This is a genomic window from Shewanella canadensis, from assembly GCF_003966225.1.
GTDB classification, from domain to species: Bacteria; Pseudomonadota; Gammaproteobacteria; order Enterobacterales; family Shewanellaceae; genus Shewanella; species Shewanella canadensis.
Map to the genome: position 1 here is coordinate 295980 of NZ_RXNU01000001.1, position 24072 is coordinate 320051.

21 protein-coding genes are annotated in these 24072 nt (G+C 45.8%); 8 read left to right on the plus strand and 13 right to left on the minus strand.

What is annotated here, in order from left to right:
* Positions 1-7: 7 nt before the first annotated feature.
* Positions 8-1636 (minus strand): ATP-binding protein, encoded by a 1629-nt coding sequence (locus EKG38_RS01255; protein WP_185826749.1) that lies wholly within the window; start codon positions 1634-1636, stop codon positions 8-10.
* A gap of 267 nt (positions 1637-1903) precedes the next feature.
* Positions 1904-2482: a TetR/AcrR family transcriptional regulator gene (locus EKG38_RS01260; RefSeq protein ID WP_126517939.1), complete on the minus strand. Its 579-nt coding sequence runs from the start codon at positions 2480-2482 to the stop codon at positions 1904-1906.
* 301 nt (positions 2483-2783) lie between these two features.
* Here EKG38_RS01260 and EKG38_RS01265 point away from each other — a divergent pair, with 301 nt between their 5' ends.
* Entirely contained in the window at positions 2784-3500 is a 717-nt protein-coding gene (locus EKG38_RS01265) for a DJ-1/PfpI family protein (protein WP_126517941.1), read from the plus strand.
* A gap of 129 nt (positions 3501-3629) precedes the next feature.
* Here the strand turns inward: EKG38_RS01265 and EKG38_RS01270 are convergent, their stop codons facing one another.
* The 5 genes from EKG38_RS01270 to EKG38_RS01290 all read right to left on the minus strand — a co-directional run bounded on the left by EKG38_RS01270 (position 3630) and on the right by EKG38_RS01290 (position 11604).
* Positions 3630-4913, minus strand: coding sequence for a hypothetical protein (locus EKG38_RS01270; protein WP_126517942.1), 1284 nt, complete (start codon positions 4911-4913; stop codon positions 3630-3632).
* Between the two features lie 448 nt (positions 4914-5361).
* The gene (locus tag EKG38_RS01275; protein ID WP_126517944.1) at positions 5362-8523 is read right to left on the minus strand and encodes an HD domain-containing phosphohydrolase; all 3162 of its coding nucleotides are present in this window, start codon (positions 8521-8523) and stop codon (positions 5362-5364) included.
* A 242-nt stretch (positions 8524-8765) separates the two neighbouring features.
* Complete coding sequence (locus tag EKG38_RS01280; RefSeq protein ID WP_126517946.1) at positions 8766-9959, minus strand: NAD/NADP-dependent octopine/nopaline dehydrogenase family protein; 1194 nt, start codon at positions 9957-9959, stop codon at positions 8766-8768.
* A 414-nt stretch (positions 9960-10373) separates the two neighbouring features.
* On the minus strand, positions 10374-11078 hold the full coding sequence (locus EKG38_RS01285; protein ID WP_126517948.1) for an NAD(P)H-binding protein: 705 nt from the start codon (positions 11076-11078) through the stop codon (positions 10374-10376).
* A gap of 274 nt (positions 11079-11352) precedes the next feature.
* Positions 11353-11604, minus strand: a complete 252-nt coding sequence (locus tag EKG38_RS01290) for a DUF2999 family protein (RefSeq protein ID WP_012141021.1) — start codon at positions 11602-11604, stop codon at positions 11353-11355.
* Positions 11605-11688: 84 nt separating this feature from the next.
* Here EKG38_RS01290 and EKG38_RS01295 point away from each other — a divergent pair, with 84 nt between their 5' ends.
* Entirely contained in the window at positions 11689-12162 is a 474-nt protein-coding gene (locus EKG38_RS01295) for a hypothetical protein (protein ID WP_246033044.1), read from the plus strand.
* A gap of 147 nt (positions 12163-12309) precedes the next feature.
* Here EKG38_RS01295 and EKG38_RS01300 read toward each other — a convergent pair whose 3' ends face one another.
* On the minus strand, positions 12310-12867 hold the full coding sequence (locus EKG38_RS01300) for a DUF2799 domain-containing protein (protein ID WP_246033045.1): 558 nt from the start codon (positions 12865-12867) through the stop codon (positions 12310-12312).
* 311 nt (positions 12868-13178) lie between these two features.
* The gene (locus tag EKG38_RS01305) at positions 13179-13361 is read right to left on the minus strand and encodes a hypothetical protein (protein WP_126517950.1); all 183 of its coding nucleotides are present in this window, start codon (positions 13359-13361) and stop codon (positions 13179-13181) included.
* 171 nt (positions 13362-13532) lie between these two features.
* Here EKG38_RS01305 and EKG38_RS01310 point away from each other — a divergent pair, with 171 nt between their 5' ends.
* Positions 13533-14633 (plus strand): cysteine synthase A, encoded by a 1101-nt coding sequence (locus tag EKG38_RS01310; protein ID WP_126517952.1) that lies wholly within the window; start codon positions 13533-13535, stop codon positions 14631-14633.
* Between the two features lie 36 nt (positions 14634-14669).
* Here EKG38_RS01310 and EKG38_RS01315 read toward each other — a convergent pair whose 3' ends face one another.
* Both EKG38_RS01315 and nhaD read right to left on the minus strand, forming a co-directional pair.
* On the minus strand, positions 14670-15563 hold the full coding sequence (locus EKG38_RS01315) for a LysR family transcriptional regulator (RefSeq protein ID WP_126517954.1): 894 nt from the start codon (positions 15561-15563) through the stop codon (positions 14670-14672).
* A gap of 354 nt (positions 15564-15917) precedes the next feature.
* Positions 15918-17396 (minus strand): sodium:proton antiporter NhaD, encoded by a 1479-nt coding sequence (gene nhaD, locus EKG38_RS01320; protein ID WP_246033046.1) that lies wholly within the window; start codon positions 17394-17396, stop codon positions 15918-15920.
* 308 nt (positions 17397-17704) lie between these two features.
* Between nhaD and EKG38_RS01325 the strand changes: the two genes are divergently transcribed.
* Entirely contained in the window at positions 17705-18196 is a 492-nt protein-coding gene (locus EKG38_RS01325; protein ID WP_126517956.1) for a peptidylprolyl isomerase, read from the plus strand.
* Positions 18197-18310: 114 nt separating this feature from the next.
* Here EKG38_RS01325 and EKG38_RS01330 read toward each other — a convergent pair whose 3' ends face one another.
* Together EKG38_RS01330 and EKG38_RS01335 are read right to left on the minus strand one after the other, a co-directional pair.
* A complete protein-coding gene (locus EKG38_RS01330) occupies positions 18311-19204 on the minus strand; it encodes a phospholipase A (RefSeq protein WP_126517959.1) in 894 nt (297 codons plus the stop codon).
* A gap of 297 nt (positions 19205-19501) precedes the next feature.
* Positions 19502-20401, minus strand: coding sequence for a DMT family transporter (locus EKG38_RS01335; RefSeq protein WP_126517961.1), 900 nt, complete (start codon positions 20399-20401; stop codon positions 19502-19504).
* Between the two features lie 342 nt (positions 20402-20743).
* Between EKG38_RS01335 and EKG38_RS01340 the strand changes: the two genes are divergently transcribed.
* From EKG38_RS01340 to EKG38_RS01355, 4 genes are all read left to right on the plus strand, one after another.
* Complete coding sequence (locus EKG38_RS01340; protein ID WP_246033047.1) at positions 20744-21247, plus strand: MarR family winged helix-turn-helix transcriptional regulator; 504 nt, start codon at positions 20744-20746, stop codon at positions 21245-21247.
* Between the two features lie 165 nt (positions 21248-21412).
* Positions 21413-21808: a response regulator gene (locus tag EKG38_RS01345; RefSeq protein ID WP_126517963.1), complete on the plus strand. Its 396-nt coding sequence runs from the start codon at positions 21413-21415 to the stop codon at positions 21806-21808.
* A 158-nt stretch (positions 21809-21966) separates the two neighbouring features.
* Positions 21967-23031 (plus strand): FUSC family protein, encoded by a 1065-nt coding sequence (locus EKG38_RS01350; RefSeq protein ID WP_126517965.1) that lies wholly within the window; start codon positions 21967-21969, stop codon positions 23029-23031.
* A gap of 257 nt (positions 23032-23288) precedes the next feature.
* Positions 23289-23750 carry an Hsp20/alpha crystallin family protein gene (locus tag EKG38_RS01355; RefSeq protein WP_126517967.1) on the plus strand — a complete coding sequence of 154 codons (462 nt, stop codon included), beginning with the start codon at positions 23289-23291 and terminating at the stop codon, positions 23748-23750.
* Positions 23751-24072 lie beyond the last annotated feature (322 nt).

The following is a 24072-nucleotide window of genomic DNA, read 5'->3' on the forward strand; positions in this document are numbered from 1 at the left end:
TATGGTATCAATTAGCTGCTTGTAAAACGGGAAAAGAAATATCCACTGTTAGTCCTTTACCGAGCCCACTGGTGAGCTTGATATGACCATTGAGTTTTTGAGTGACGATATTGTGAATAATACTTAATCCTAGCCCGCTGCCTCCTTCATCTCTCTTTGTGGTGAAAAAGGGCTCCATCACCTTTGGCAGAATATCATCGGCAATACCAATACCATTATCACTATAGTGTATGCCAACTTCATTCTCCTGTGCTGATACAACAAGCGTAATCGAGCCACCATTTTGTTCTGCAAAGCCGTGGATAATGGAGTTGTTTATCAAGTTAGTTATCACTTGAGATAATAACCCCGGGAAAATAAAGCAAGCGCGATCCTCAACACAGTCTAAATCAACCGTCACTTGTGCTCTTTTGGTTTTAGGCAACATGCTGTGAATGACCTCTTTGAAGTATTCGGATATCAATACTTCTCGCGCTTGTTCACTCATCTGATCAACCGATACTTGTTTAAAGCTGCGAATGAGATCTGCCGCTGAAGATAAATTTCGAGTTAAAATTGTCATTGAACTTTGACTCGATGCTAAAAAGCTCTCAAAGTCCTCTTCATTTAACTCCCCAGAGGCAAACTTCTTGGCTAATAGTTCAATTTCATCTTGCAAAAAGCCCGTTGCGGTAACGCTAATACCTATGGGGGTATTCACATCATGAGCAATGCTGGCTACCATTCTACCCAATGAATTGACTTTTTCTGTTTCAAATACTTGTTGCTGATTTTCAAGAGCTTGACGTTCTAATAGCGCAGTTTTGAACAGTTTAAATGCCGTGTACATTTGATGGATTTCTAAGGTGGTAGAGTCTTGGGGGATCTCTATTTCATAATTGCCTTTACCAAGAGAAATCATGCCTTGGGAGATATTACTCACTTGTTCAGTTATTTTTCCCGTTAAAAAATAAAAGAGTATGATCAGTAATATACATGCAATGAGCATGCATGAAATTATCCATAAACTTAATGTATTTGCTAAGGCAAGCTGTGATGAAATATCTATACTCATCTCTAATACGCCACGCACATCACCTATCTGCCAGTCAGCTTTAGGCGTTAGTGGATGGTTATTATGACAATCAACACAAGCTTGAACTTGCATTTGATCAGAAATCGCGATTCTTAATATCGTATGACTATTTATATTATTTACGGCACTAATTATTTGGCTCGGATTATCATTAAGTTCTAACCAAGCTTTTTGTTGAAAAGGGTCAAGTGTAATATGTTGACGGTTAGGAAATGGGTAAGCACTGTATAAACTCAATTTACTCCCATTTTCATCAAACAATTGGCTCAAATCGTGAATCATTGTTGCTGGCAGAGGAATTTTATCAGGCTCGCCTAAGTGTTTAATTGCCGGTGTTAATACACCAATATCTTGCACTTTCTTAACTATGTTCTTGGTGTAATAAGCACGTAATACTTTCAGTTGTTTTAAGGAGTTCAGCGCTGTATGTATCGCATGTTGCTTTGCATTTCTTTCAACCAGTATTGGAATAGAAAAGCTAAGCACAGCTAACATAACTGCCATAATAAGTGAAAGTGGGAATATTATCTGAAACCGTAAATTATTCTGGAAGAATGACATAGCTATCCATGTTTTTCTGAGCTTGACCATTGCCCATTGTTGAGCTTGAACAGTACTTAGTACGTCAATGAAATATAGTCATAGTTTACTTAGAAAGAAAACAAACATGGCCAACCACTGCTAATGGTATACCTATCTTCCTCCAACTAATCTTTGATTATTAGTAGAAGTCGGAGGTCGTTATGCCCCGTCCCCACAGCACCAAAATTAGTATCGAAGACAGACCCTATAATTAATCTGTATTGGCTTGCTGCGTTAATGGTTTCTTTAATCTTCGATAGCCGCTCTTAGATTGGCTTGAGTTAAACGCTGTAAAGAGGTGGCTTTTTCCTCTACTGAAGAGGTTAAAGAATCATTAAAGAGCTGGGTGATGAAATCCAGGTATATGGCAGCCATAGTGCTGGCCAAACTGGGTAGCGGTATGATGAAATCATCAGTATCAAATGCCGAGGTAAGTCGTTGTTCGATGAGTGCTGTTAGGTTGCACTTCAATTGACGATGCGCCTGCGGCGCATCATTGCCCAGCTTATAAGCGACAGAACGACGGAAGCTACTCTGCGCGCTAATTCTGCTCAGCATGGCGATAACTGAGGGGCGAGGGGTCAAGCTAAGCCAATCCTCTCGAACGGTTAAATCCTGTAAAAGCGTGTCGAAGAGTGTATCGTGCATTGCCAGAAAAACATCCAGCTTACGCTCATAGTGGCGGTAAAAGGTGGTTTTCCCCACATCAGCTTTTTCAATCAACTCCGCCACTGTTATATCGCAATAGTCTTTATCTTTTAGCAGCCCAGCCAAGGCCTGCTGTATGCGGCTGCGACTGCGGTTGATTTTGGCGGGCTCAGACATAGGTAGGCTCAGATATCGATGAAATTATAATAGTATCAGGAAGTCTTCAGTATAGGGGGTCATACTGCTTAGGCAACCTATAGGGGGAGTCAAACTGACCAAACGGAACCTTTAGGGTAAATCGTTCCATCTGGCACTTATCTGTAATTTTGTTCCTGTCTAACCATAACGCGAGCCACCAATATAGGGTCATCAACACTCAGTATTGGAATATTCCATGAACTCATCAATGAATCGTCGTAGTTTTGTTAAAACCAGCTTGATAGCGGCTTCCTGCACCAGCCTTTTAGGATCAAGTGCAATGGCACAATCAAAAGAGCAAACCTCTCCTAGCGTCGCTAGTTTAGATCCTGAAAAGCTGAATATCGGTATTTTTCTTTTCCCCGGTATGACCATGTTAGATGCATACGGGCCATTGCAGGTGTTGGCCGTTAGCCGGTTGTTTAACACTTTCACCTTTGCCAAATCCGCAGACCCATTACCCTGTGATGCCAATGTAGCGCTGTTGCCAAACTATGGCTTTGCGGATTGTCCACAACTCGATGTGCTAATCGTTCCCGGTGGTGCTAATCCGATTGAGCAGATACAAGATGAGCAAGTCATTAGTTTTCTGCGCAGTGCAGGAGAGCAGGCTAAGTACGTGACATCTGTTTGTACCGGAGCCCTTATCCTGGCTGAAACTGGCTTGTTAGATGGCTACCAATCTACAGTGCACTGGGCTTATGCTGAGCCGCTCAAGCGTTATAAGAGTGTCAGTTACGTCAATCAACGTATCGTTAAAGATCGTAATCGGATCAGTGGTGGAGGGATCACAGCAGGTTTGGATTTTGCTTTGACTTTGATAGCTGAAATCGCGGGAGAGCAGCACGCCAAGACCATGGAGTTGCTGCTGGAATATGATCCTCAGCCCCCCTTTCATACAGGTAATCACAATTTAGTCGGGGAGAAATTGAAGCAACAGGTTCAAGGGATGGTTCATCATATTGCGAAAGAGCTGTTCTTACCCTTACCTGAGTAGATAAACAACTAATGAATGAGTGGGTCAGAGTTCTTTTTACCTGACCCTTTTTGGTCGTTAATATCCGTAATGTTGTCTTTCGCAGGCGTCTTTAATCGGTTTGATTATTGTTACTCCCGGGCGGCCATTTTATTTGCGCCACACTTCTTGCAAGATCCCTTGGGTAAAATGATATTCAAGGGTTTTACCCTCGGCAATATCACACTGGATAGTGCCGAAGTCAGATCCTCTGCGGTCAAAACCCGTGCCGTCACAAAGATTGCCCATTAACACCCGTACGCCACAAGCCGTCATGCCTCTAGACGACTTTCCTTCTAAGATAGCGTCTGCATCTATGCTGTTCCACAATTTCTGACTCAGCATAAACTGCGAAGCTTGCTTAAACTCGGTTTCGCCCATGGAAAAGCGAGCTCCCTTGGGATAGAAGTTCAAACTGTGAAAATGATTGCGATGGGCGCTCATGCAATTGACATTATATTCACTGACACTAACATCGCCGAATTTCTGTTGTCGTTGTTGCTCACGCCTGAGTTTATCCTTATCCATTATGGTGGTCAGATAAGCATTCAACGTGGCCTTTTCTTCGGCCGACATAGGCTCGTTATCACTGCCTAGAATATCGTCAAATTCGGCTAACCAGTTTTCATCGTCATCTGGCGGAGTCTCAGGGGAGACAGTATTCTGGCCCGCAATAACCGGCTCCTGAACTGTCGGAGCCTCCTGTTGGCTGGAAGAACGTGACTCAGGCTTTGTCGCTTGTTGCTGTTTGTCAAAATCAGCCTTATCGACAACTCTGCCATCCTTGTCGATATACCAGTCTTTAATATCAAAACTGCTGAGTATACGGTCGGTAAAATAGAATGCTATTTGGGTGCCATTGGTTTGGTACTCGGCCCATGAGCCCATGGTGCCGTCTTCATTTTCGCTGGCGTAGCCGTCGCTGGCATCCGTCCCCATTAAAGATTGCACCCCGCACATGCTCATGCCGACAAGGGGCTCACCGCGGCGTACCGCCTGAATATCTGTTTCATTCCATAACTTGCGCTCTGTCATGATACTGGCGTAGCGGTCGAAGTCGGCTAGGCTCAAGGTCTGGCGGAAATCATTCTCAAAGAAAACCTCACACACATATCCATCATTGATAACTAGCAAGTCAATGTCACCGAAGGTGCTTTCCTTGGGGTCCCTGGCAGCTTCGACGCTGTGACAGCTGCCGTCGTCACTGTACTTGGCGCACTGCCAGTAACTGTCTTGCCAGATCACAACTTTTGGATTCCACGCTCGGTTTTTGTTAAACACCAGCGGCGTCGGCCCCGTCGCTTCTCCCTCGGTCTTAGCCTGCGAATCCGCAACATACAGGGAGGCTGACAGACTGCAAGTCATGGCGAGGACCCAAAGGCTAGCTTTGTTCATTTTGACACTCCAAATTTGTAAAAAGTCAGCCTATTTGACCTGATGTGACTTACTTCGACTTAGTGTTGACGAAATTAATCTTCTGGCGATACACTCGCGCCTTGATGGGCATATCATAGCCAGGAACTTGCCGCCGGATATTGATCCCACCCAGATTAACAGAAATTTCACCCGTGTATTTGGACCAAAAAATGCCTTGGCATCAACCGCCATCAGGCTCCTTAAGCGGCTACATCTGTCTCAGATATTCCATTTATTTAGCCTCACAAAAAAATCGAGGACATTTACTTCATATCCCTACGGGTTAGATGCATGAGAACGACCATGTGGGGTCTACGCGACTATGGTTTAATAAAGGGCCGCGAAGCCCTTCTATGACCCACCTATTCCAATTGCAAAGTACACTCAATGAATCTGGAAGTTAGCGAGCTAACTTCCAGATTGGTGATTAAAGGTACTTAGATACATCGACTGCATCGATCTGTTTGGGATCGAGGAATTTGTGGGCATACTCAAGGTAGATGCCACTGGACAAGAACAGCTTAAATATCTCGATATCTAAGTGTTGGTCTAATGCCATCTTGTGCAATATATCCACCGCTACGCTGACTGGCTTCGCCTTCTTGTAGGGCCTGTCTGCCGCTGTTAACGCCTCAAAGATATCCGCAACCACTAAGATGCGTTCAGGAATAGAGAGGTCTTCAGCCGATAACTTACGTGGATAACCGCTACCTTTTAAGGTTTCATGGTGGGTAGAAGCATAACGGGGAACCTTTGCTAACTCTGGCGGGAATGGCAAGTTCTCCAGCATCTTGATGGTACTGGTGATGTGCTCATTAATCTTAAATCTATCCTCAGTCGTCAAGGTTCCACGAGATATCGCCAAGTTATGTAACTCGCCCTGGTTGTATCTATGCTCAGGAATATCCATCTTGATGCCGAACTTCTCATCAAACTGCACCGGAAAATCTCGTTTGATTATATGATGTGGTTTATTGCTCAACAGCGGCTCAGCTACCGGCAGTTGGGCTGCCTCTTCAGGTTGGTTAAGTTCCTCAACTGGCGACAAGCCGAGTCGATCATCGAAGTAACGTAACCACGTCTTTTCTGCCAACTGATGTAAGCGGTCGACATGTTCTTGGCTCATGAACTCACCGCCTACGTTGGCATTGGCGATAAATGCGAAGTCTTCGGTTAGCTGTTGCTGTTTCTTCTCTGACTCGGCTTTAAGCTGCTCTGCATTTTCAGGGGCTTGCGCCGATTGCTTTAGCTGTTCAATTTCCGCGTCTCGCCATAACACCTCAAAGCGCATTCGGACCTCATGAATGCGGTTATAGATAGCTTCTAATTTACTACCTTTATCAACAATATGCTCTGGCGTGGTGATCTTGCCGCAATCGTGTAACCAAGCGGCTATTCTGAACTCGCGCTGCTCATCTTCCGTTTTTAACGCAAAATCTTTAAATGGCGGCAGATCAGATTTGGATGCGGCTTCGACCAGCATAAGGCCTAGTTCGGGGACTCGATTACAATGCCCTGCGGTATAGGGAGATTTATCATCGATCGCTTGTGCTATCAGGCGAATAAACGCCTCCATTAACTGCTTCTGCTCCTCCTCATACTGCTCAATAGCGGAGGACATCTCAACCATAGAGCTAGCTAAATCATCAATCTCCTCAATGTAGGTGTCAACCTTTACCACCTCTTTATAACGGCGATTTTTGATTTTTTCATTCTCGATTCCCAGTGCCTTAATAGGACGAATAATCGGTGAGGCAAACACCCAGGATACCGGCAAAATCAGTAGTAGACAGCCAATAGTTATCAGTATCGACTTCTGTACTTTACTGTTGCTCGATGCCAATAACACTTCTGCAGGAACGATTATCGCAAACTTATCTTGCATCAATTCATTTTTGCTATCTCCAAACGAGGTGACATAGATAAACTGATCAAACCCGTTTAGTTCGGTTCGAATTAGCTGGTTCTGAAGCTTGGGATCGGCGGCCATATCCACCAGAAGCTCATAAGGTACCGTCCCTTGAGTGGTCAAGCTTTGTAGCTCCCCTCTCGCAAACCATTTTTTCTCAAGAGCAGCTCTTTGCTCTGGAGTGATATTTGCCAGTGCTTGGTTAATGATGCTGGCTAATGGCTTATTTTTCCCCTGCATCACCATATGTAATCCAGTGGGTACCTCGACGCCAAGCCCGACCGGCTCATGGTACTTCAGCTCATCAATAAAATAGCTTTGCGCGGTATAGTGCAAGATGATGCTATTATCTAATGCCCCATATACATCACCATTTTCAACGGCCTGCAGGATTGCCTGAGTCGACGCCAACTCGACTACCTCTATATCGGGAAACTCTTGCTTAACAACCGAGATGACCGACCAGCCTGTGGGGATAGCTAACCGCTTACCTTTTAACTGCGCTAAGTCAGTTATCGTTTCCACATCAGGACGTGTGACTACAGCATAACTCAGGTCAAGAAAGGGATCGGTGAAGGTTCCTAATGCTTCATTGCTATCGGTTCGTATGATCGACTGCAGTATGTCGATATCTTCTCTTTGATACCTGTCGACCAGTTCATTCCAGGTAAAACCATTCACAAAGTTAAACTCTAACCCTGTCATCTTGGCCACGATATTAATCACGTCGATGCTGTAACCCTGAGGTAGTCCGGAGATAGCAAAATCGATGGGGGCCCAATCTGTCTCATTAGATATGATGAGTTCAGGGGTATTATCGACTAATTTACGCTGAGTAGGTGTTAATGGCAGTGGGAGTCCGTTAGGGAGCATAACCTGTGGTTGCGTCTGACTATTAGAGGCAATTAACTCGCCACTGGCCTTGTAGAGGTAGATCTCGCCGAGAGACTGGCCAGCGCCTTGAGTAATCAAATGTTCATTTAATGTCGACAGTGCGATATCAACGGCCAAAACTGCGCCGGTTTCGGGTAACTTTAGCGAATAGGTTTGCCCCGGAGCCTGTAGATGCTGAAATAGATAGGGTTCAGTTTTACTTACCGTTTGTTCGGTCGCATCGATGAACCAGGGCCTCTGGCTTGCGTCATACTCACTTGGCTGCGATCTAGCTGTCCTAACGTTAAAATCTTTATTTAAGTATTGATATAACTGTTTTCTTTGCTCGCCTTCTCCACTAATAGTGATGGAAACCCAACGGTCTTGATGTGAGGCCTGAAGTTGTGTGCGAATAATAGGATGGGCGTCGAGATTAATAAGCTCATAGAAATCCCCATTCTCAAGACCAACATAGATGGCATAAAACAGCGGGGTTGAGCGCATAACTTCTGCGAAGGTCTGTATAGAGTCGTTATTAAAGTTTTCCTCGACAACCAAGTTATCGAAACTTGCTAATAGCTTAGTGACATTCTTGGCTTGGGTATCAATCTGAGTAAGGTAGCTGCTGGTGTTGTCTGCCGCTTGATCGTAGTATTGAAGCGTAGATTCGGTGGTAAGGCTCTTACTAAAATAGAACTGCAAACCAATAGCGATGGCCGCAGTTAAAAAGGTGGCTAAAATGAAGATGCCTACAACCGTGAACCTAATCGTAAATCGCTTCCGTTCACCGAGTAATCCACTTACCATAATACTTCCTATATACAATAAAACTCCATGAGACTTAGTGTATATAGCTAAGCCTTTAAGTCAACCAACCTCAATAGTAATCGCCTGTATATTCCCTACTTTTCATATGGATAAGAACATTTGGTGGTGTGTAGTAGAATTTTTAAATGGGGTGATTAGCGGGGGCAGAGTAAACTTTATTCCTCCTTCCTGCCCCTCACATTTTAAGCCTAAAATTTAATGCTCTGCACTAATAATCAGAGCTAGTGCTCAGTGCTAACACTGGAACGGTTAAAGTGGTCGTTCCCGACTTTCTTTATCTCTACAAAGTGCAATAACTCCTCCCTCGTTAGTTCATCTAACCCTAACGAAGCTAACGTTCTGCCCTCTTCATAAAAATCTCTTTCTAAAATACCGCCACACATCTCGATTAAACGATTACATTCAGGCATGTTAATACCTAACTTTTCACCTAATGATGATAATAAAACCAGCCCCATAGGAACATCTTCAGTTACGTATCTATTATCGAAACTATAAGGGCCCGGAGGTGATGAGATTTTATAGCTTTCAAAAACTTCTCTGGGATCTTGGTTAAGATCTTCTTCATTTCTAAATAAACATGCTTCCAGATAAGGAATGGGCTCACATCCCAGAGCATTTAACACCGCCATTTTTTCAGCGTCTAATTTATCTATCATTAGCCATGCCATGTCAGTTGAAAGAGCATCTCTGTACATATATGGCACTTCATCAGGGTGATGCTTTGCACAATACTCAAGCATCGGATACATAACATACTGCCCGATTGTGTGAACAATAATATTTGGATTGTGTAGTGCCGATTCGAATATATTTTTCCGAACTTTGCTCTTTTCAATGTTGTAGGCAGGGAACAAGCGGGATGCAACGGCCATTCCTTCTGCCGTTCTTGTGGCGGGGAAAAATGACAGTGAATTTCTGGCATTTTTAAACAGGACTTTTACCGTGCCAGGTTCAACGACTCTTGCGTCATTAGGGGTTGATTCCCCTTCTGCAAATATTGGATTATTATCGCAACATTTATTATAGAAGATACTGCCTGCATACCCGGGAACTAAGATAACTAATTGATCATCTGTGAAGTATTTCGCGATTCTTTCCGCTAAAGCCGGATGGTATGTGGTTTGAATAAAAATCATGATTACATCGGTCCCCTCAATCGCTTCTTTAGGGTCTCGTGTAATTAATTCTAATGGTTGAAAGGTTTTTTCGGCATCATCAGCACTATCTGTAAAATGCCCTTTTTTCGTATTATCGATACAATATATTCCCCTGTTTTTTACCATCGCTTCAAAATGGTCATCATGAGTAATACGGTTCGAAGTCTTCAATAGTCTTACTTTATGTCCTGCCTCAGCAGCCATAAACGCACAAGCAGAACCAGCATTACCAGCTCCAATTATGGTGATTTTCATTTTTTCTCCCTTTAAATATTTTGGTTCTTATTCAAAACGTCATGAAAAACAATCCTTTGAAAATATGAAAATGTGGAAACTGTAGAGATGTGGAAACTGTAGAAATGTGGAAACTGTAGAGATGTGGAAACTGTAGAGATGTGGAAACTGTAGAGATGTGGAAACTGTAGAGATGTGGAAACTGTAGAGATGTGGAAGCTGTAGAGATGTCCTTAGGGCAATTCCCTAAAGCGCTAATTAAAGCTGGATATGCTCTCAATCACCCTAGCCAACAATCAAGCTATCAAGCAAAAGAACTAAAGTCGTCAGCGTGAATTTTTCGAACACATTATAACCTATACCGACGCTGCCGTCATAAATTATTAATAAAATGTTAACGGGTTGTGGAGGGTTTAACTTTTAAACTTTTTATTATTAATCAAATAGTTCATTGAGTCGGTAATATTGGACCTTGCTGTTTACTGGGCTGATATCTCTTGGACTGCTATCTACAGCGGGACTCGCCTCTTGAATCGCGATTTGGCACATCTTGGTGGCGACTTGCTTGCCTGTGATGGGGCGATATTTTGTGAGCCCCGGGAGCTTGCACAGGAATGGGAGTAGGGTGCTTGCGAGTTTTTCGCCGAATCGAAAGTCTTGTCGCTCGCCTAATAACAGTGAGGGTTGAATGATGCTGGTTTGGGGGAAGTTGAGGGCGGTGATCTTTGCTTCCAGCTCACCTTTCATCTTCAGGTAGGCGCTATTGCTGTCAGGGTTGGCAGCGCTGGATGAGACCAGCAAGTAGTGGCTTACGCCATTGTTTAAGGCAAGTTTTGCGGCCCGGTATTGATAGTCTAGATCGACAAGACGTTGCCGTTCGATGGAGCCGGCGAGTTTCAATGTGGTGCCTAAGCAGGAGAAAAGCATATCAGCCTTAAAGGCATCGGCATATTCTTCTAATCGCTCGAAGTTAACCACATGATTCGTGATCTTATCAGAAGCGCTATTATTTCTATCGAGCGTAATCGGCCTGCGGGTGATGGCGATAACCTCATCTATCTGAGGTACCAGACTTAGCTGCTCGACCAGTTCACGGCCTACTACGCCGGTTGCGCCCAGTACTATTGCTGTTTGTCCCATAGTCAGTTCCATCGCTGCTTTCAGTTTTTAGTCATTTTTATCATACGCCTTTATCACCAGAGTGTTTACCCTCTTATTACCCAGGCCGGTTGTGTTGTGAACCTGTGTAAACGCGGCAGTGACCTTTGACGGCATAAAGAGGTTTTATATGATGAGACTTCTCGAGCAAGAGATTGAGTGACTAGAGGATGTTAGGATAGGTTAACTCGAATTTGGGGCAGACTTTGCCCCAAATTCAGCTGATTTATATCAGCTTATTTATACAATAAGGGGCTTATTGTTGTAGCTGAGCCTTGGCGGCTTCAACTTTAGAAAAATCTAAGCCCAGTTCTTCTACGGCTTCCTTTATCAGGGCTGGGTTTTGCATGACCAGCGCCATTAGCTGTTGAAGCTTTTCCGGAGGAATGCCTAACTGGCCGATTGTGCCCATCGCCATCAAAGGGTTTTCGGTCAAAGTCTGAAACAGCTCATTAATTTGTGTGTCACTGACATTGTGTTCTTTTAAGATCGCAAGAATTGGATTCACTGCACTACCTTGTATGATTTTGAAGTTAAACAGGCGGTGATTCTATCACACATACAAAATAGAGGTCGGATAGGGGAGTGCGGAGTGCCTAAGAATAAAGAGTCGATTTTATGGGGGGATATCGGCTATGATTTTTGGGTCTGCTACTCTCAACAGGTGATAAGAATGAGTGATCAATTCATATGCTGGCATTGCGGTAAGGTGCTGGAGGAGATAATTTTGCCTATGTCCCGGCGCGAGGAGTGTGAGGCTTGTGGGGCAGATCAACACGTGTGCAAGATGTGTGTCTTCTTCAACGACTCAGGCAGAGGCGACTGCAAGGAGGAGCGGGCCGAGTGGATATCGGACCGTGAACGGGCTAATTTTTGTGATTACTTTAAACCTTCCGCTAAGGGGGCTGCTTCTGACGTTCCTGATGCCAACGAGCAGGCTCTGGCCGAGTTTGCAGAACTGTTTGGCGACACTTCCTCGACCGGAGCAGAAGATAAAGACAAAGATAGAGAGAAGACTCCTGCCGAAATAGCCGAGCAGCAGCTACGGGATCTGCTGGGCGAGTGACATACAACAAAGGATTAGGTTGTATTTTTTATTGCGAAAGGTGAGAGGGAAAGGTGAAAAACGGGGCTGAGCAGATGGTTAATCTCTTCACAATATTTGACCCCGTTACTCCTGGTTTTATCTCTGGTTTAGTTCGATAGCATGAGCCTAAAACAGGAGCTGGATGGGGAGGATATCGGCGGCGCCGATGCGTAACAGCATCAACTCTTTTTCCAGATCATGCCTTTCGTTCTTAAGGCTTTTTTTATCTTCTTTATTGCTCGCCACATCTTGCTTGGCATTGATCTTCTTGTTGACCTCTGTAAGTTCGCGCTCGATATCTTTGAGCCGGGATTGAATTTTAGATATTTTATTTTTGATCTCAAACTGACGATGGCCTTCGTTGTAGCGTTTGATGAACTTGTTATTTGAACAGACCCCGTTGTAGTAAGAGCCCTGTAAGCCGAGTTTGTAACCATTTTCTGGTTGACAGTAGTTCTCAAGTCCCGCCCGGTAACCGGCAGTCCACTGCTCGGTATTCACGCCCAGACCAAATTCGCGACAATCCTCTATGTATCCATTTAGAGTTGAAGATGCCGATCCGCTGTTTCCGTCGGTCATGCCTAAGGAGTACCAGTCGGAATGTTTACATTGTTCCAGGTTTAAACTTGTACATTGAGTCAGACTCAAGGCCGCTATCGCAGCAAATATTTTAAATTTCATCATATCTCCCCTTAGAGTTGAAGGCGAGCAATCTATCAAAGATAGAAAGCTTAAGTCTGATGTTTCTTAAAGTATTTACACTTGCATCCATTCGCAGTGTCAATTGGGGTAAACCCTTTAATAAGTATGGTGTTATGTTTGGATTTTGTGTGGCAGCGGTTTGTTTTTTGCTTTGCTATGGTGTCATTTTTGTGGCGTATGGTAAGGGGCTTTTGTGGGGGGCTTGCTTGCATTTCGTGTTAGTTTTAGTGCTGCTTTTTAGCGTTGCATCTAGTATTGGCTTTTACGGACCTGAGGTGCTGTTTCCCCTCTCGCTACGTTTCCTTAGCTTGGTGAGATCTATATTTGAAATAGTAGATATCACCGATGGCGATGCTTAACGCCACCCATAGAAAACTGTCGATAGATTGAGAGGTAAAGGCGATGAATATGATCATCATGGGCAGGTTGGCCAGTAAACCATGTTTATCAGTGCCACATGGTGCTAATCCCGCCAAAGTTCACTTTATGGGGATAACGATTACAAGACTGTGAAGACTGTGGGGGGACGAAATAGATTGCTCTATTTTTTGGGAGAGAAGAACAATTTGCTCATAGGTGATACAACTTGCTTTAACGGCATCTCTGCCTAGTATTTAAGTTATTGTAGGCAAAGGATTCATCAGGTTATGAAATCTTCTCCACATTCACAAGAGCGTTCACCCGGGCTTTCCCCCGCACTTTCACCTGTTTTGAGAAATGTCACCCAGCTTATCGGAAACACGGATCTGCTGCGTATCAACAGCATTTCAGATCTGACTGGCTGTGAAATATTATTAAAGTGCGAGCAGCAGAACCCCGGCGGTTCGATTAAAGATCGCGCGGCACTGCAGATGGTTCAGGACGCGATTTTCAGCGGGAAGCTTAAACCGGGTATGACCATAGTCGAGGGGACGGCGGGGAATACCGGTATCGGGCTGGCGTTGGTGGCTAAGGCGCTCAGGTTTAAGATGCTGGTGGTCATGCCTAGGGGCCAGGCCCCCGAAAAAGAGCAGATGATTAACCTGTATGGTGCAGAGCTGTTGCTGGTTGACGCCTGTCCCTTCGCAAACCCCAATCACTTTTATCACACAGCGAAACGCATTGCCGAGGGAAACGATAACTACTGGTGGGCCGATCAGTTTGAAAATACCAGTAACAGTAAGGCGCATTATGAGCACACCGGACCGGAGATCTGGCAGCAGACTCAGGGAGAAATAGATGCATTAGTCTCAGTGGCCGGGACCGGAGGTACCATTGCCGGAAACTCATGTTATCTGTCCCAAATGTATCATGGATTGAAAACCTGGCTGGTGGACCCCGACGGCTCGGGGATCTACGCCTACCTTAAAACCGGCAAGTACGTGTCCAGCGGCAACTCCTTTACTGAAGGGATAGGTATCATGCGCAGCGTCGAAAATTTCCGCCAGGCTAAGGTGGATAAGGCTATTACCCTGCCAGACAGGGACCTTATCGCCATTGCACGCCACGTTAGGGAGCTCGATGGTATTGCTTTGGGCAGTAGCTCGGCGCTGAATGTAGCTGGAGCGCTTTACGCCGCGGCAAAAATGGGCGCGGGCAAGACTATTGTGACGTTTTGCTGCGATCTTGCCGAACGTTCCTCCTCTAAACTCTACAATGAAGAGTTTCTGGTTGATAAAGGGTTTTCAGCTCCCAGTGAGTCACTTGAGGAGATGTTTGAGCGTTATCAAAATGAACCTGCAGAAGCGGTGGTCGATGTTCATCGTTAATAACTCGAAGAGACGGCACCTCGGGGGAGGCATACCCTAATGGGGCAAGATCGTGTCGTGCAGCAGTTGGCTCACCGTTTGGTAGCGACTGGGTAAATTTCGGTTACGTTTCTGCACCAGATAAAGGGTCTCTTTCACCTGCTTGGCCGCGTAAGCAATATAGAGCTTGTCTCTGAGAGGGAAGTTTTTTACCGCACTTTCGGGCAGCACGGTAAAGCCGAGTCCTTTCGCAACGGGAAGTAGTATCTGGTTGACCTGATTGATATAGCCGGACTTAGGTAGCTTATCTGAGCTGAGTTCGGCTAACGCTTTATCTCCGCCGAGTTCGAAATAAAGTGACAGGTAATGTTTCGCATCCGGATGGTCGATTAATCCACACTCGATGAGTAATTCAGGGGTGATTTTTTTATCTGCATACTGCTTAGGTAACACCAAACATAGGGTCTCCTCACCTATGTGGCTGCTTTGATAGAGGCTGCTCGCAGGGATGTGGGTCACTATGCCTAAGTCGATCTCTCCGGATTGTAGATCATGCAAAATGTTCTGATTAGGTGCGGCTTCCAGCTGAATGCTCAATTCGGGGTGTTGCTGCTGCAGTGAAAGAAGTGCCGGATACAGCTGCAAAGCCAGAGAGCCCGAACAAGAGATCTTACATTGTCCCGAGTAGGGGTTATCGAAGCCGAGCGTCTCTATCAGGTTAGCTTCACCTTCGGCGAGCTTCAGCGCATATTCATACACTAACCTTCCCTGCTCGGTGAGCTCAAAACTCTTCTTCTCTCGCTTGATCAGGCCGTGGCCACAGGCGTTTTCCAACTTTTGTATCTGTTGGCTGACACCGGGCTGTGTCATGTGAAGTTTCTCTGCCGTTTGGGTGAAATGGCCAACCTCTATTAAGGTTTTGAAGGTATTGAGCCAGAGTGGGTTTAGCATAAAGGGTTAGCTTATTATGATTATTTAAAGTTATCATAATAATGGAAAGTGATAATTTCAAGTGTGTGCTTTCGGAGCGTATTCTTAGCTTATCGAAAGGAGTTGCCTTTCCAGCCACAAAGAATCGAGGTATCTATGTCAATGTTAACGCCTGCGCAAGCGTCACAATCATCAGCCTATCCAAGACTATAGCCACAGCTATGAGCAACATTACGCGAGTGGCGCGTATAAGGGGTAAATTCAGCTAATGATGTCAGAGCCTGACGATCTAGGGAGTCCCGCAACCGGTGAGGCTTGTGGGATCTCGAGAGCTTTAATTCGAACTATTCTGAATTGGTCGGTACTAAAGCCCCATTAAAACAGGGATGCATTGAGCCAGAGGTGCACCAGAATACTGGCCGCGTAACCCAGTGCGATAACCGGAGTCCATTTAAGATGCGCCGCGAAGGTGTAGACGCCGTGAGCTTGCCCCATCAGGGCCACACCGGCCGCGCTGCCAATCGAGAGCAGGCTGCCTCCAACGCCGGCGGTTAAAGTGACCAGCAGCCACTGGCCTAACCCCATATCTGGATTCATGGTCAGCACGGCAAACATCACCGGTATGTTATCTACTATGGCCGACAGGACGCCGATGGCGATGTTAGCGTAGGTGACATCCCAATGGGTATACATGGCCTCGGACACTAGGCTCAGGTAGCCCATAAAGCCTAGCCCTCCGACGCACAATACCACGCCGTAGAAGAATAGCAGGGTGTCCCATTCGGCTCTGGCGATGCGGGTGAACACATCGAAAGGCACCACATGTCCCAGATAGGTAAGACGTTTCTCATCCTGAGCTCTCTCGGCTAGTTTTCGTTTTTTTGCCACCGATTTATCGAAGGTCATACGCAGGAAGAAACCGAAAAACTGCAGGAAACCGAGTCCCGTCATCATGCCCAGCACCGGAGGCAGCCCCAGGAAGGTATGGGTGCACACTGCGGTTGCTATGGTGAGTAAAAACAGGCCTACGATCCGTTTAGCCCCGCGTTTCATGATTACCTTTTCCTCTTGCACCTTTTGGGTGCGATTAACAACGAACAGGCTCATTATGGTCGCAGGAACAATGTAGTTCACCAGTGATGGGATAAACAGGTCTATAAACTGTGAAAATTGAACGACCCCTTTTTGCCACACCATCAAGGTTGTGATATCACCGAAGGGGCTAAACGCGCCTCCGGCGTTGGCGGCGATGACAATATTGATGCAGGCTAAGGAGATAAACTTGTGGTTGATACCGCCGACCTTCATGACAACGGCGCACATAAGCAGGGCCGTGGTCAGGTTATCGGCGATGGGGGAGATAAAAAACGACATAAATCCGGTTAACCAAAATACCGTTCTCAGGCTAAAGCCGCGCCCGATCATCCAGGCTCTCAGAGCATCAAACAGTTGGCGCTCCTCCATGGCATTGATGTAGGTCATGGCAACCAACAGGAAGAGAAACAGCTCTGCATAGTCCAGCAGGTTATGTTTAAAGGCGGCCTCTGATAGCTCTGACATGCCATTTTGTACATAGATAAATCCGATAATGCCCCAGATAAGCCCGGCAGCGACCAGCACCGGCTTAGACTTACGCAGATGGATAACTTCCTCTCCCATCACCAACAGATAAGAGAAGACAAAAATAAACAGCGCGAGATAACCCGCTGTTGTGGCAGTTAAGTCTAATAACTGCCCTGAACTTCCCGATGTGCTGGCAAATACCGATGGGGAAAACAGGACTGCTAGAAAAAGGAGGAACTTAGTTAACAGTGAGGCTGCTACACTGCCTCTGAAAGGCCGGATTGATTTCATTAACTCTTCTCTATGCCAGATAAGAGACCAAAATTACCACATCGGCCCCCTATAAAATGTTGATGGTCCTCAAGGTTTACCGTATTAACGTTACCTTAATCACGAACCGGTATCAATTTGTCGTATTTTGAGTTTCAGAGCGCTTACATCCCAGTAACGCTTCAGGGGGAATGTTAGTTGCGCATAAATAAAGAGTTTATCATTCTGGTGGTGATACAGGCTTAAAGCCGCTACAGTTTGGCCTCAGCTACTGCATCTCAAGTGAGTTAACTCCTTGAGTTCAACGATCAACGAAAACGGCAACGAATATGATTATTTTTACAACTAACCTTGGCGATATCACTATAGAGCTCGATGTCGACAACGCCCCTGTCAGTGCGAAAAACTTCCTGAGATACTGTCAGGATGGATTCTATGAAGGTACGATATTTCATCGCGTGATCAAAGGCTTTATGGTACAAGGCGGCGGTCTGACGGCCGATATGGATGAGAAGCCGACTCGTGCCGGTATCGTCAACGAAGCCAACAAAGGCTTGAAGAATGTCGTGGGTTCCATCGCCATGGCGCGCACCGATGCACCACACTCCGCCACCGGGCAGTTTTTTATTAACTTAGCCAACAACAGTTTTCTGGATCATACCGCGACCACCAATGTCGGTTGGGGTTATGCCGTGTTTGGTAAGGTCACCGCCGGTATGGATGTCATCAAGAAGATAGAGAAGGTCAAGACCACCAGTGTCGCGGGTCACGACGATGTGCCAAGAGAGTCGATCGTTATTGAGAAGGTCACTGTGATTTAGCGGGCTTGATGGCTAAAGGTATGTAAGTCGGTTTGTTGGTTGTATTTAATGAGCTGAATAACCGGGACATCATGCAAACCATGATGTCCCGGTTCTAGTTTCTAAGGCAGTGTTCTAGAGGATATCGTTAATCGAGACACCGATGCCGATGCGTTGGGTGTGGGCGTTGTAATCGATAAGGCTCTCACCATAACCATTGAAGTATTGGGTATAGAGTCTCAAGTTCCCGATTATCGGATAGCTCCAGGTGAGCTCTACCGCCCCGTAGTTAGGTGATGACAGGTTATTGCGCAGCATCATGGTAAACCTGTGCTCGTCCAGACCATAGACGCCTGAGAGTTCGAAGTTACCCATGTAGTCTTCGATATCGGGATTATCGTCACCACGGGGATCGTTAGCCGACTCCTTCTCATCTTCCGGGATACGCCACCAGACTTTGCCTGCGAGAGCGAAGGGGCCGCCGTCGAATATCATGGTGCCATAGATGCGGTTCCAACTGCGGGAGCGGCCTTGAGGTTGACCATTAGATTGATGTACGGCACCGACGCCCCAGAATGAGTTGGTCATGCCGGCGATCTCCCAATCGTTATTGAACAGCATGAAGATCTCGGGTTCATGGTTAGTTTCACGAAAGGGTGAGGAGATGTCTTTGTTATAGACCTGCCAGTAAGATTGGTTAGTGTAGGCTACAAACAGGTGTCCGTTGTCACCGAAGACGTTGTACATCAAGGGAAACTTAAAGCTTATCTGAAACTTGGCCTCGACGTTATCGATTACAGGGTCAAAGCCTTGCTGCTCAGCTTCCGGGAGAAAGGGCTCGATATTCGGATTATCGTTATAGGTGGCAAACAGAATATAGTTTACCTTATGGGGCGTGAGAACGAAGGGAAGTTCCGACGTTAAAAGTTCATCTTTCAACCTGCTTTCTACCAGAGAGTCCTCTGCGTTCACCGTTAGGCTGGTGACGGCCAAGATAACTAACATGATGCAGCTGCGGTATATCGTCATTTTTGTATCCAACATCTGAGTAACTGTGCGTATGTTCTGTGTTTATTTGTCACAGGTCCGCTTCATTTTTTATAAAAAACAAAGCTTATTTTTCAACTTTTTAAAAACAAAGGCGGATTATACCGTATTTAACTAATGTTGACAGTTAGTAAGATTGGAACTCAGGGTTTCAGGAATTTGAACATTTAGGAGTTTGAACATTTGAGGGCGGAGTAATGTGGTGAAGCTTGGGAGGCGGAGCTTAAATTTGCCAGCCCTCCATAGATATGGGGGCTGGAGAGTCATCCCGTTTTTACCTCAGGAGCTCTTAACTGCGACGGAGTGAGGCTTTCTATTTCTGATTAGTTGAATGATCTGTGGCAATAGTGAGGTCAATATCATGCCAGCCATAAGCAGATACTGATGGGGGCTGAAGGACTCATTGAGTAACACCATGCCTGAGACTATGCCTGCGATCGGGTTGGCGATGCCACCGAAGGTAAAGTCGACAACCGTCATTCTCTGCAGTAGCCAAACATACATGATGTAACCCAATACCGTATTGAGAAGGGTTATCCACAACAGGCCTGCGCCATTGGCCGAACTAAAGCCTTGTACAGCCTCCAGATATGTACCGGGTGAGAAGAGGGCATGAACCGCGGCCGCAATGGCCAGCAGGGTCCCCCCTATGATCAGTTGCCAGGTCAAAATACTCCACCAGTGGATGCGATCGGCCAGAGACTTGGTAATAGAGCTGCCGATGACAATACATAGAATGGCGGCGAGTAAAGCCATTAATCCAACTGGGCTTAAACTGATAGAGCCCGGGTCGAATAGCAGCCAGGCCAGTACAATTAATACTAAGCCGAAGAAAGCTTGTATCGCATTAGGGCGGCGCTTATTGACGGCCCAGTTATAGAGCATGGCGAAGACGGGCACTGAGATCATACCTACACCGGAGATGGCGGATGGCAGAGTTAACGCCATCACAAAGATTAAGCTGAAAAACGCTGCGATATTGATTAGTCCGAGCCGGAAGAGTACTCCCCATTCTGATCGCTTGGGCATGCTTGGCTTGATGGCCAGAAGCAGTAGCCCTGCGGGCAAGGCTCTTAACGCACCGAGCAGCAGTGGCGGCCATTCGGGGAGGGTATATTGAGTCACCGCATAGGTGGTTCCCCAGAAAAATGCGGGGATCATGGCCAGTAGTATATTCATGCTCTGAGTCTCAATAGCGGGGCTGAAAATAAGTATCTTTACGTTAAGATATTTAATTAGTGTGCGCTCATGCTTTGATTTTGTAAAGTATCTTTACGTCAAGATTCTTTGTGTTAAGTTATATTTGTGATTGAGAGAGTATTCGAACAAAGAGATGACTGGGTAGTTGAAGGTATGAGCAAAGAGGCGGGGGAGATGGCATAGATAGAGCCGTCGCTCAGTCCGTATAGAGAGTAAGGAGTTGAGAGTTGGAAGCAAGGGAGAGCTTGAATAGGTTACTCTGCCGATGACGATTGTCACGGGGAGTGCTTATTACTTTAAACCTCGTGGTTGAGTGAGTATATGAACAAAGAGATAGATGGAATAGATAGAGTGGTCGCTCAGTGGGGCAAGGAGAAACCTGAGCTGGATACTCTGCCGATGGAGTTGATAGGCAGACTGATGCGTATAGGTAAGCACCTTGAAACGCAAATTGCGGCGTTCCATAAGCGTTACGGTCTGACACTGGGTGAGTTCGATGTGTTAGCGACGCTCAGACGTGCGGGTGGAGATCACTGCTTAACTCCATCTGAGTTAATTGCCACCATGATGCTGACGTCCGGTGCCATGACAAACCGTCTGGATCGCCTCGAAAGTAAGGGGCAGATTGTCAGAGTGCATAGTCAGCAGGATAGGCGTAGCGTGTCGGTGGCTTTAACCGGGCAAGGGCTGGCGCTTATCGATGAGCTGATAGTAGAGCATGTGAACATTCAGCAAGGGTTGATGCTATCGCTTAGTGATGCCGAGAAACCTCTGCTCAACGGACTGCTTAAAACCTGGCTCGCTGAGTTCGAGTCACAGGGGTAAAGCGACAAGCTATCATTAAGACGACTAGTGTTGTCTGGTGAAAATGAATCGTAAACAATGAGCGCTATAAAGAATCATTATTGAGAGCAATAAGTAACCATGCTTCTTTCTGGAGTAGGTTGATTGATTCGATGACCATTTTTTACGATTATTTTGAGGTAGCAAGTGCGAATACTCATAGCCGATGACGATAAGGTATCGAGAAATATAAACAGAGACATTTTATCTCTGTCGGGTAGTGTCGATGCCGTTGTGAATGGTGCCGAAGCGGTACAGATATTCAAAACTGCACTGCACGAAAACGATCCCTATGAGCTGATCTGTCTGGATATATCCATGCCTTTCTTTGATGGCATGTACGCACTCGAGGAGATCAGAAGTCTGGAAAGAGCCAAGATGATCTCGCCCGAGAAATCGGTAAAAATCGTTATGGTGACATCAAGCAGTGATCGACGCGATATTCTCAATGCCAGAGGCAAGTGTAATGGCTACCTGCTAAAACCCTTATCCACAGGGTCGATGGACAAATTGCTAAGTCGCTTTAAAGAGTCGCAGCACTAGCTGAATTGCAGTTGATTATGTGACATCAACACAAGTCTGTGCTGATTATTAAGAGAGAAGCTCTCAGTTTTATACTATTTCATAGTCTGGTCCCCACGCTGATTTAAATATCTGCAATAATTACATATAGAAGTCAGTTTGTTCTCGGTTACCTCATCATGTCAGTTTTTTCTCCTGCTACACCCTTTGCCAATTATATCTACCGTCATTTTCGGGCCATTCATGCCTTGAAATTGGGGTTAGCCCTACTTATTGCCGTCATTATCAATGCTTTCTGGGCTCAGCCTCACTTCGTTTGGAGCATGGTGACCATAGTGATCATTATGATGAGTTTGCCTCAGGTGGGTGGCGCGATCGAAAAATCGATGCAAAGGGCGGTGGGGACATGTATTGGCTCTGCTTATGGTGTCATGCTGGTGGTCAGTTTTCAGCATTACTGGTTACTGATGGGCTTGTTGATCCTTGGGGTCAGCTTGACCTGTTTTATCTCTGCCGGGCGATACAGCTATGCCTATCTGGTCGCGGGATTTACCATGATTATCGTGATCGGCGATGCACATCACGATACCTCTGAGGCGCTCTGGCGCACGGCCAATATTCTGCTGGGCTGTTTTATTGCCGTGTTTGTTTCCCTGTTTGTGTTTCCGATAAAGGCTAAACAGGATTGGCGCAGCCAGTTAGCTCATTCGACAAACATATTAGCGGTCATATTGGATAAGCACTTTACCGCCTCAATGAAGGAGCCTTTCGATGCCAGGCCCGAGCTAGAGTCTGCAATGAAGGCGGTATTGACCCAGAAGAAGCTCTTCTTCTCTCTGGAGTGGGAGAGTAAGACACTTAAACAATATAAGTCAGTATTAACTCACCTGGTGAATAAGCAGATCCGGGTGATCACCCTGTTGGAGTTGCTGCTTCAGACTCGTTGGACCGATGAAGATAGTGCCTCCTATGCAAAGGTTAACCAAATCGCATTGATACTTCAGAGCAGCCTGTTGGAGCTCTCTGAGTTTCTCATTGGCCGACGTGATACGCTACCTGAGTTACCCCAGCAGATGGCTCTCAACCTTCATCAGCAGCTATTGGCATCGCTGGACAGGGATGAACAACAGGAGTTTGCGCTGACGGGATACAGCTGGCTTATCTATCAGCTAGCTAAAACCATCGAGTCTATCTATGCAGAGGTTGACGTTATCAGTCAGGCCTATCAAAGAAAGGGACGATAATTTTTCTGAAATTGAGAGTTTCTCCTGTCTTCAGATGAGTTGGCTTAATTCATACTATATATTGACTAATAAACACTCTTTTTTTGCTGGTTTTATTTGCATCATTAAGCCTAACAATTCTATCTGCTTTCCTCATGTGAACTAAACTCTAGTAGAGGGATCCGAAAGCGTAAGCGATCGGATTCTTGTGGTGAGTTTAAATTGTTTAACTCAGGACGATGTTGAACTCATAGTTTAACTAACAGAAGGAGATTGTTATGAAATCATTTTTCCCATCTATTTTTCACCGAGACGATCCCAGATCGGCTATGGATAATATCTTCAATGATTTTTCCAGGGAGTGGTTATCGAGCTGGCCTAATTCGAGGCTGGACAAACACCATGTTATTCCTGCCATCGACGTGAAGGAGTACGGCGAATACTTTGAGATTAAGGCTGAGCTGCCTGATATGAATGAGAAAGATATTGATGTCGATATCCAGGGCACCTATCTGAGTATCCGTGGCGAGAAAAAATATGAGCAGGAGAGCGATGAGAAAGGCTATCACTTGAGAGAGCGCTCATTTGGCACATTTCACCGACAGATCCCGCTCGGTTTCAATGTGGATGTCGAGCTGGTCACTGCTAAATACGCAAAAGGTGTGTTATCCATCCATGTGCCTAAGCCAGTTGAGATGCAGCATGATGTGAAAAAGATAAAAGTGAATTTTGAAGAGTAGAGCTCGTTATTCACCTGTGGGTCAGGCCATATCAGAGATTAATGATGTAAAAGCCCGGCTCGATGAAAGGTTGTGACATTATGAGCCAATATGGCGCCAGAGTGGCGCCTTTTTTGTATATGGCCGAAAAATGTTCCATACATTTTAGGCATTCTCTCCATCCGTGGAGGTCAGATGTACTTATCTCTGATTGCAGGGTGCCAGATGTTCCCGACATCTGGCACATTTCCACCTTCCATGGCGGTCAGAGCGATGGAAGGGAGTTTTTCCCATCAAAGTGTACATGGCCGAAAAGTGTTCCTTACACTTTCGCCATTCTCTC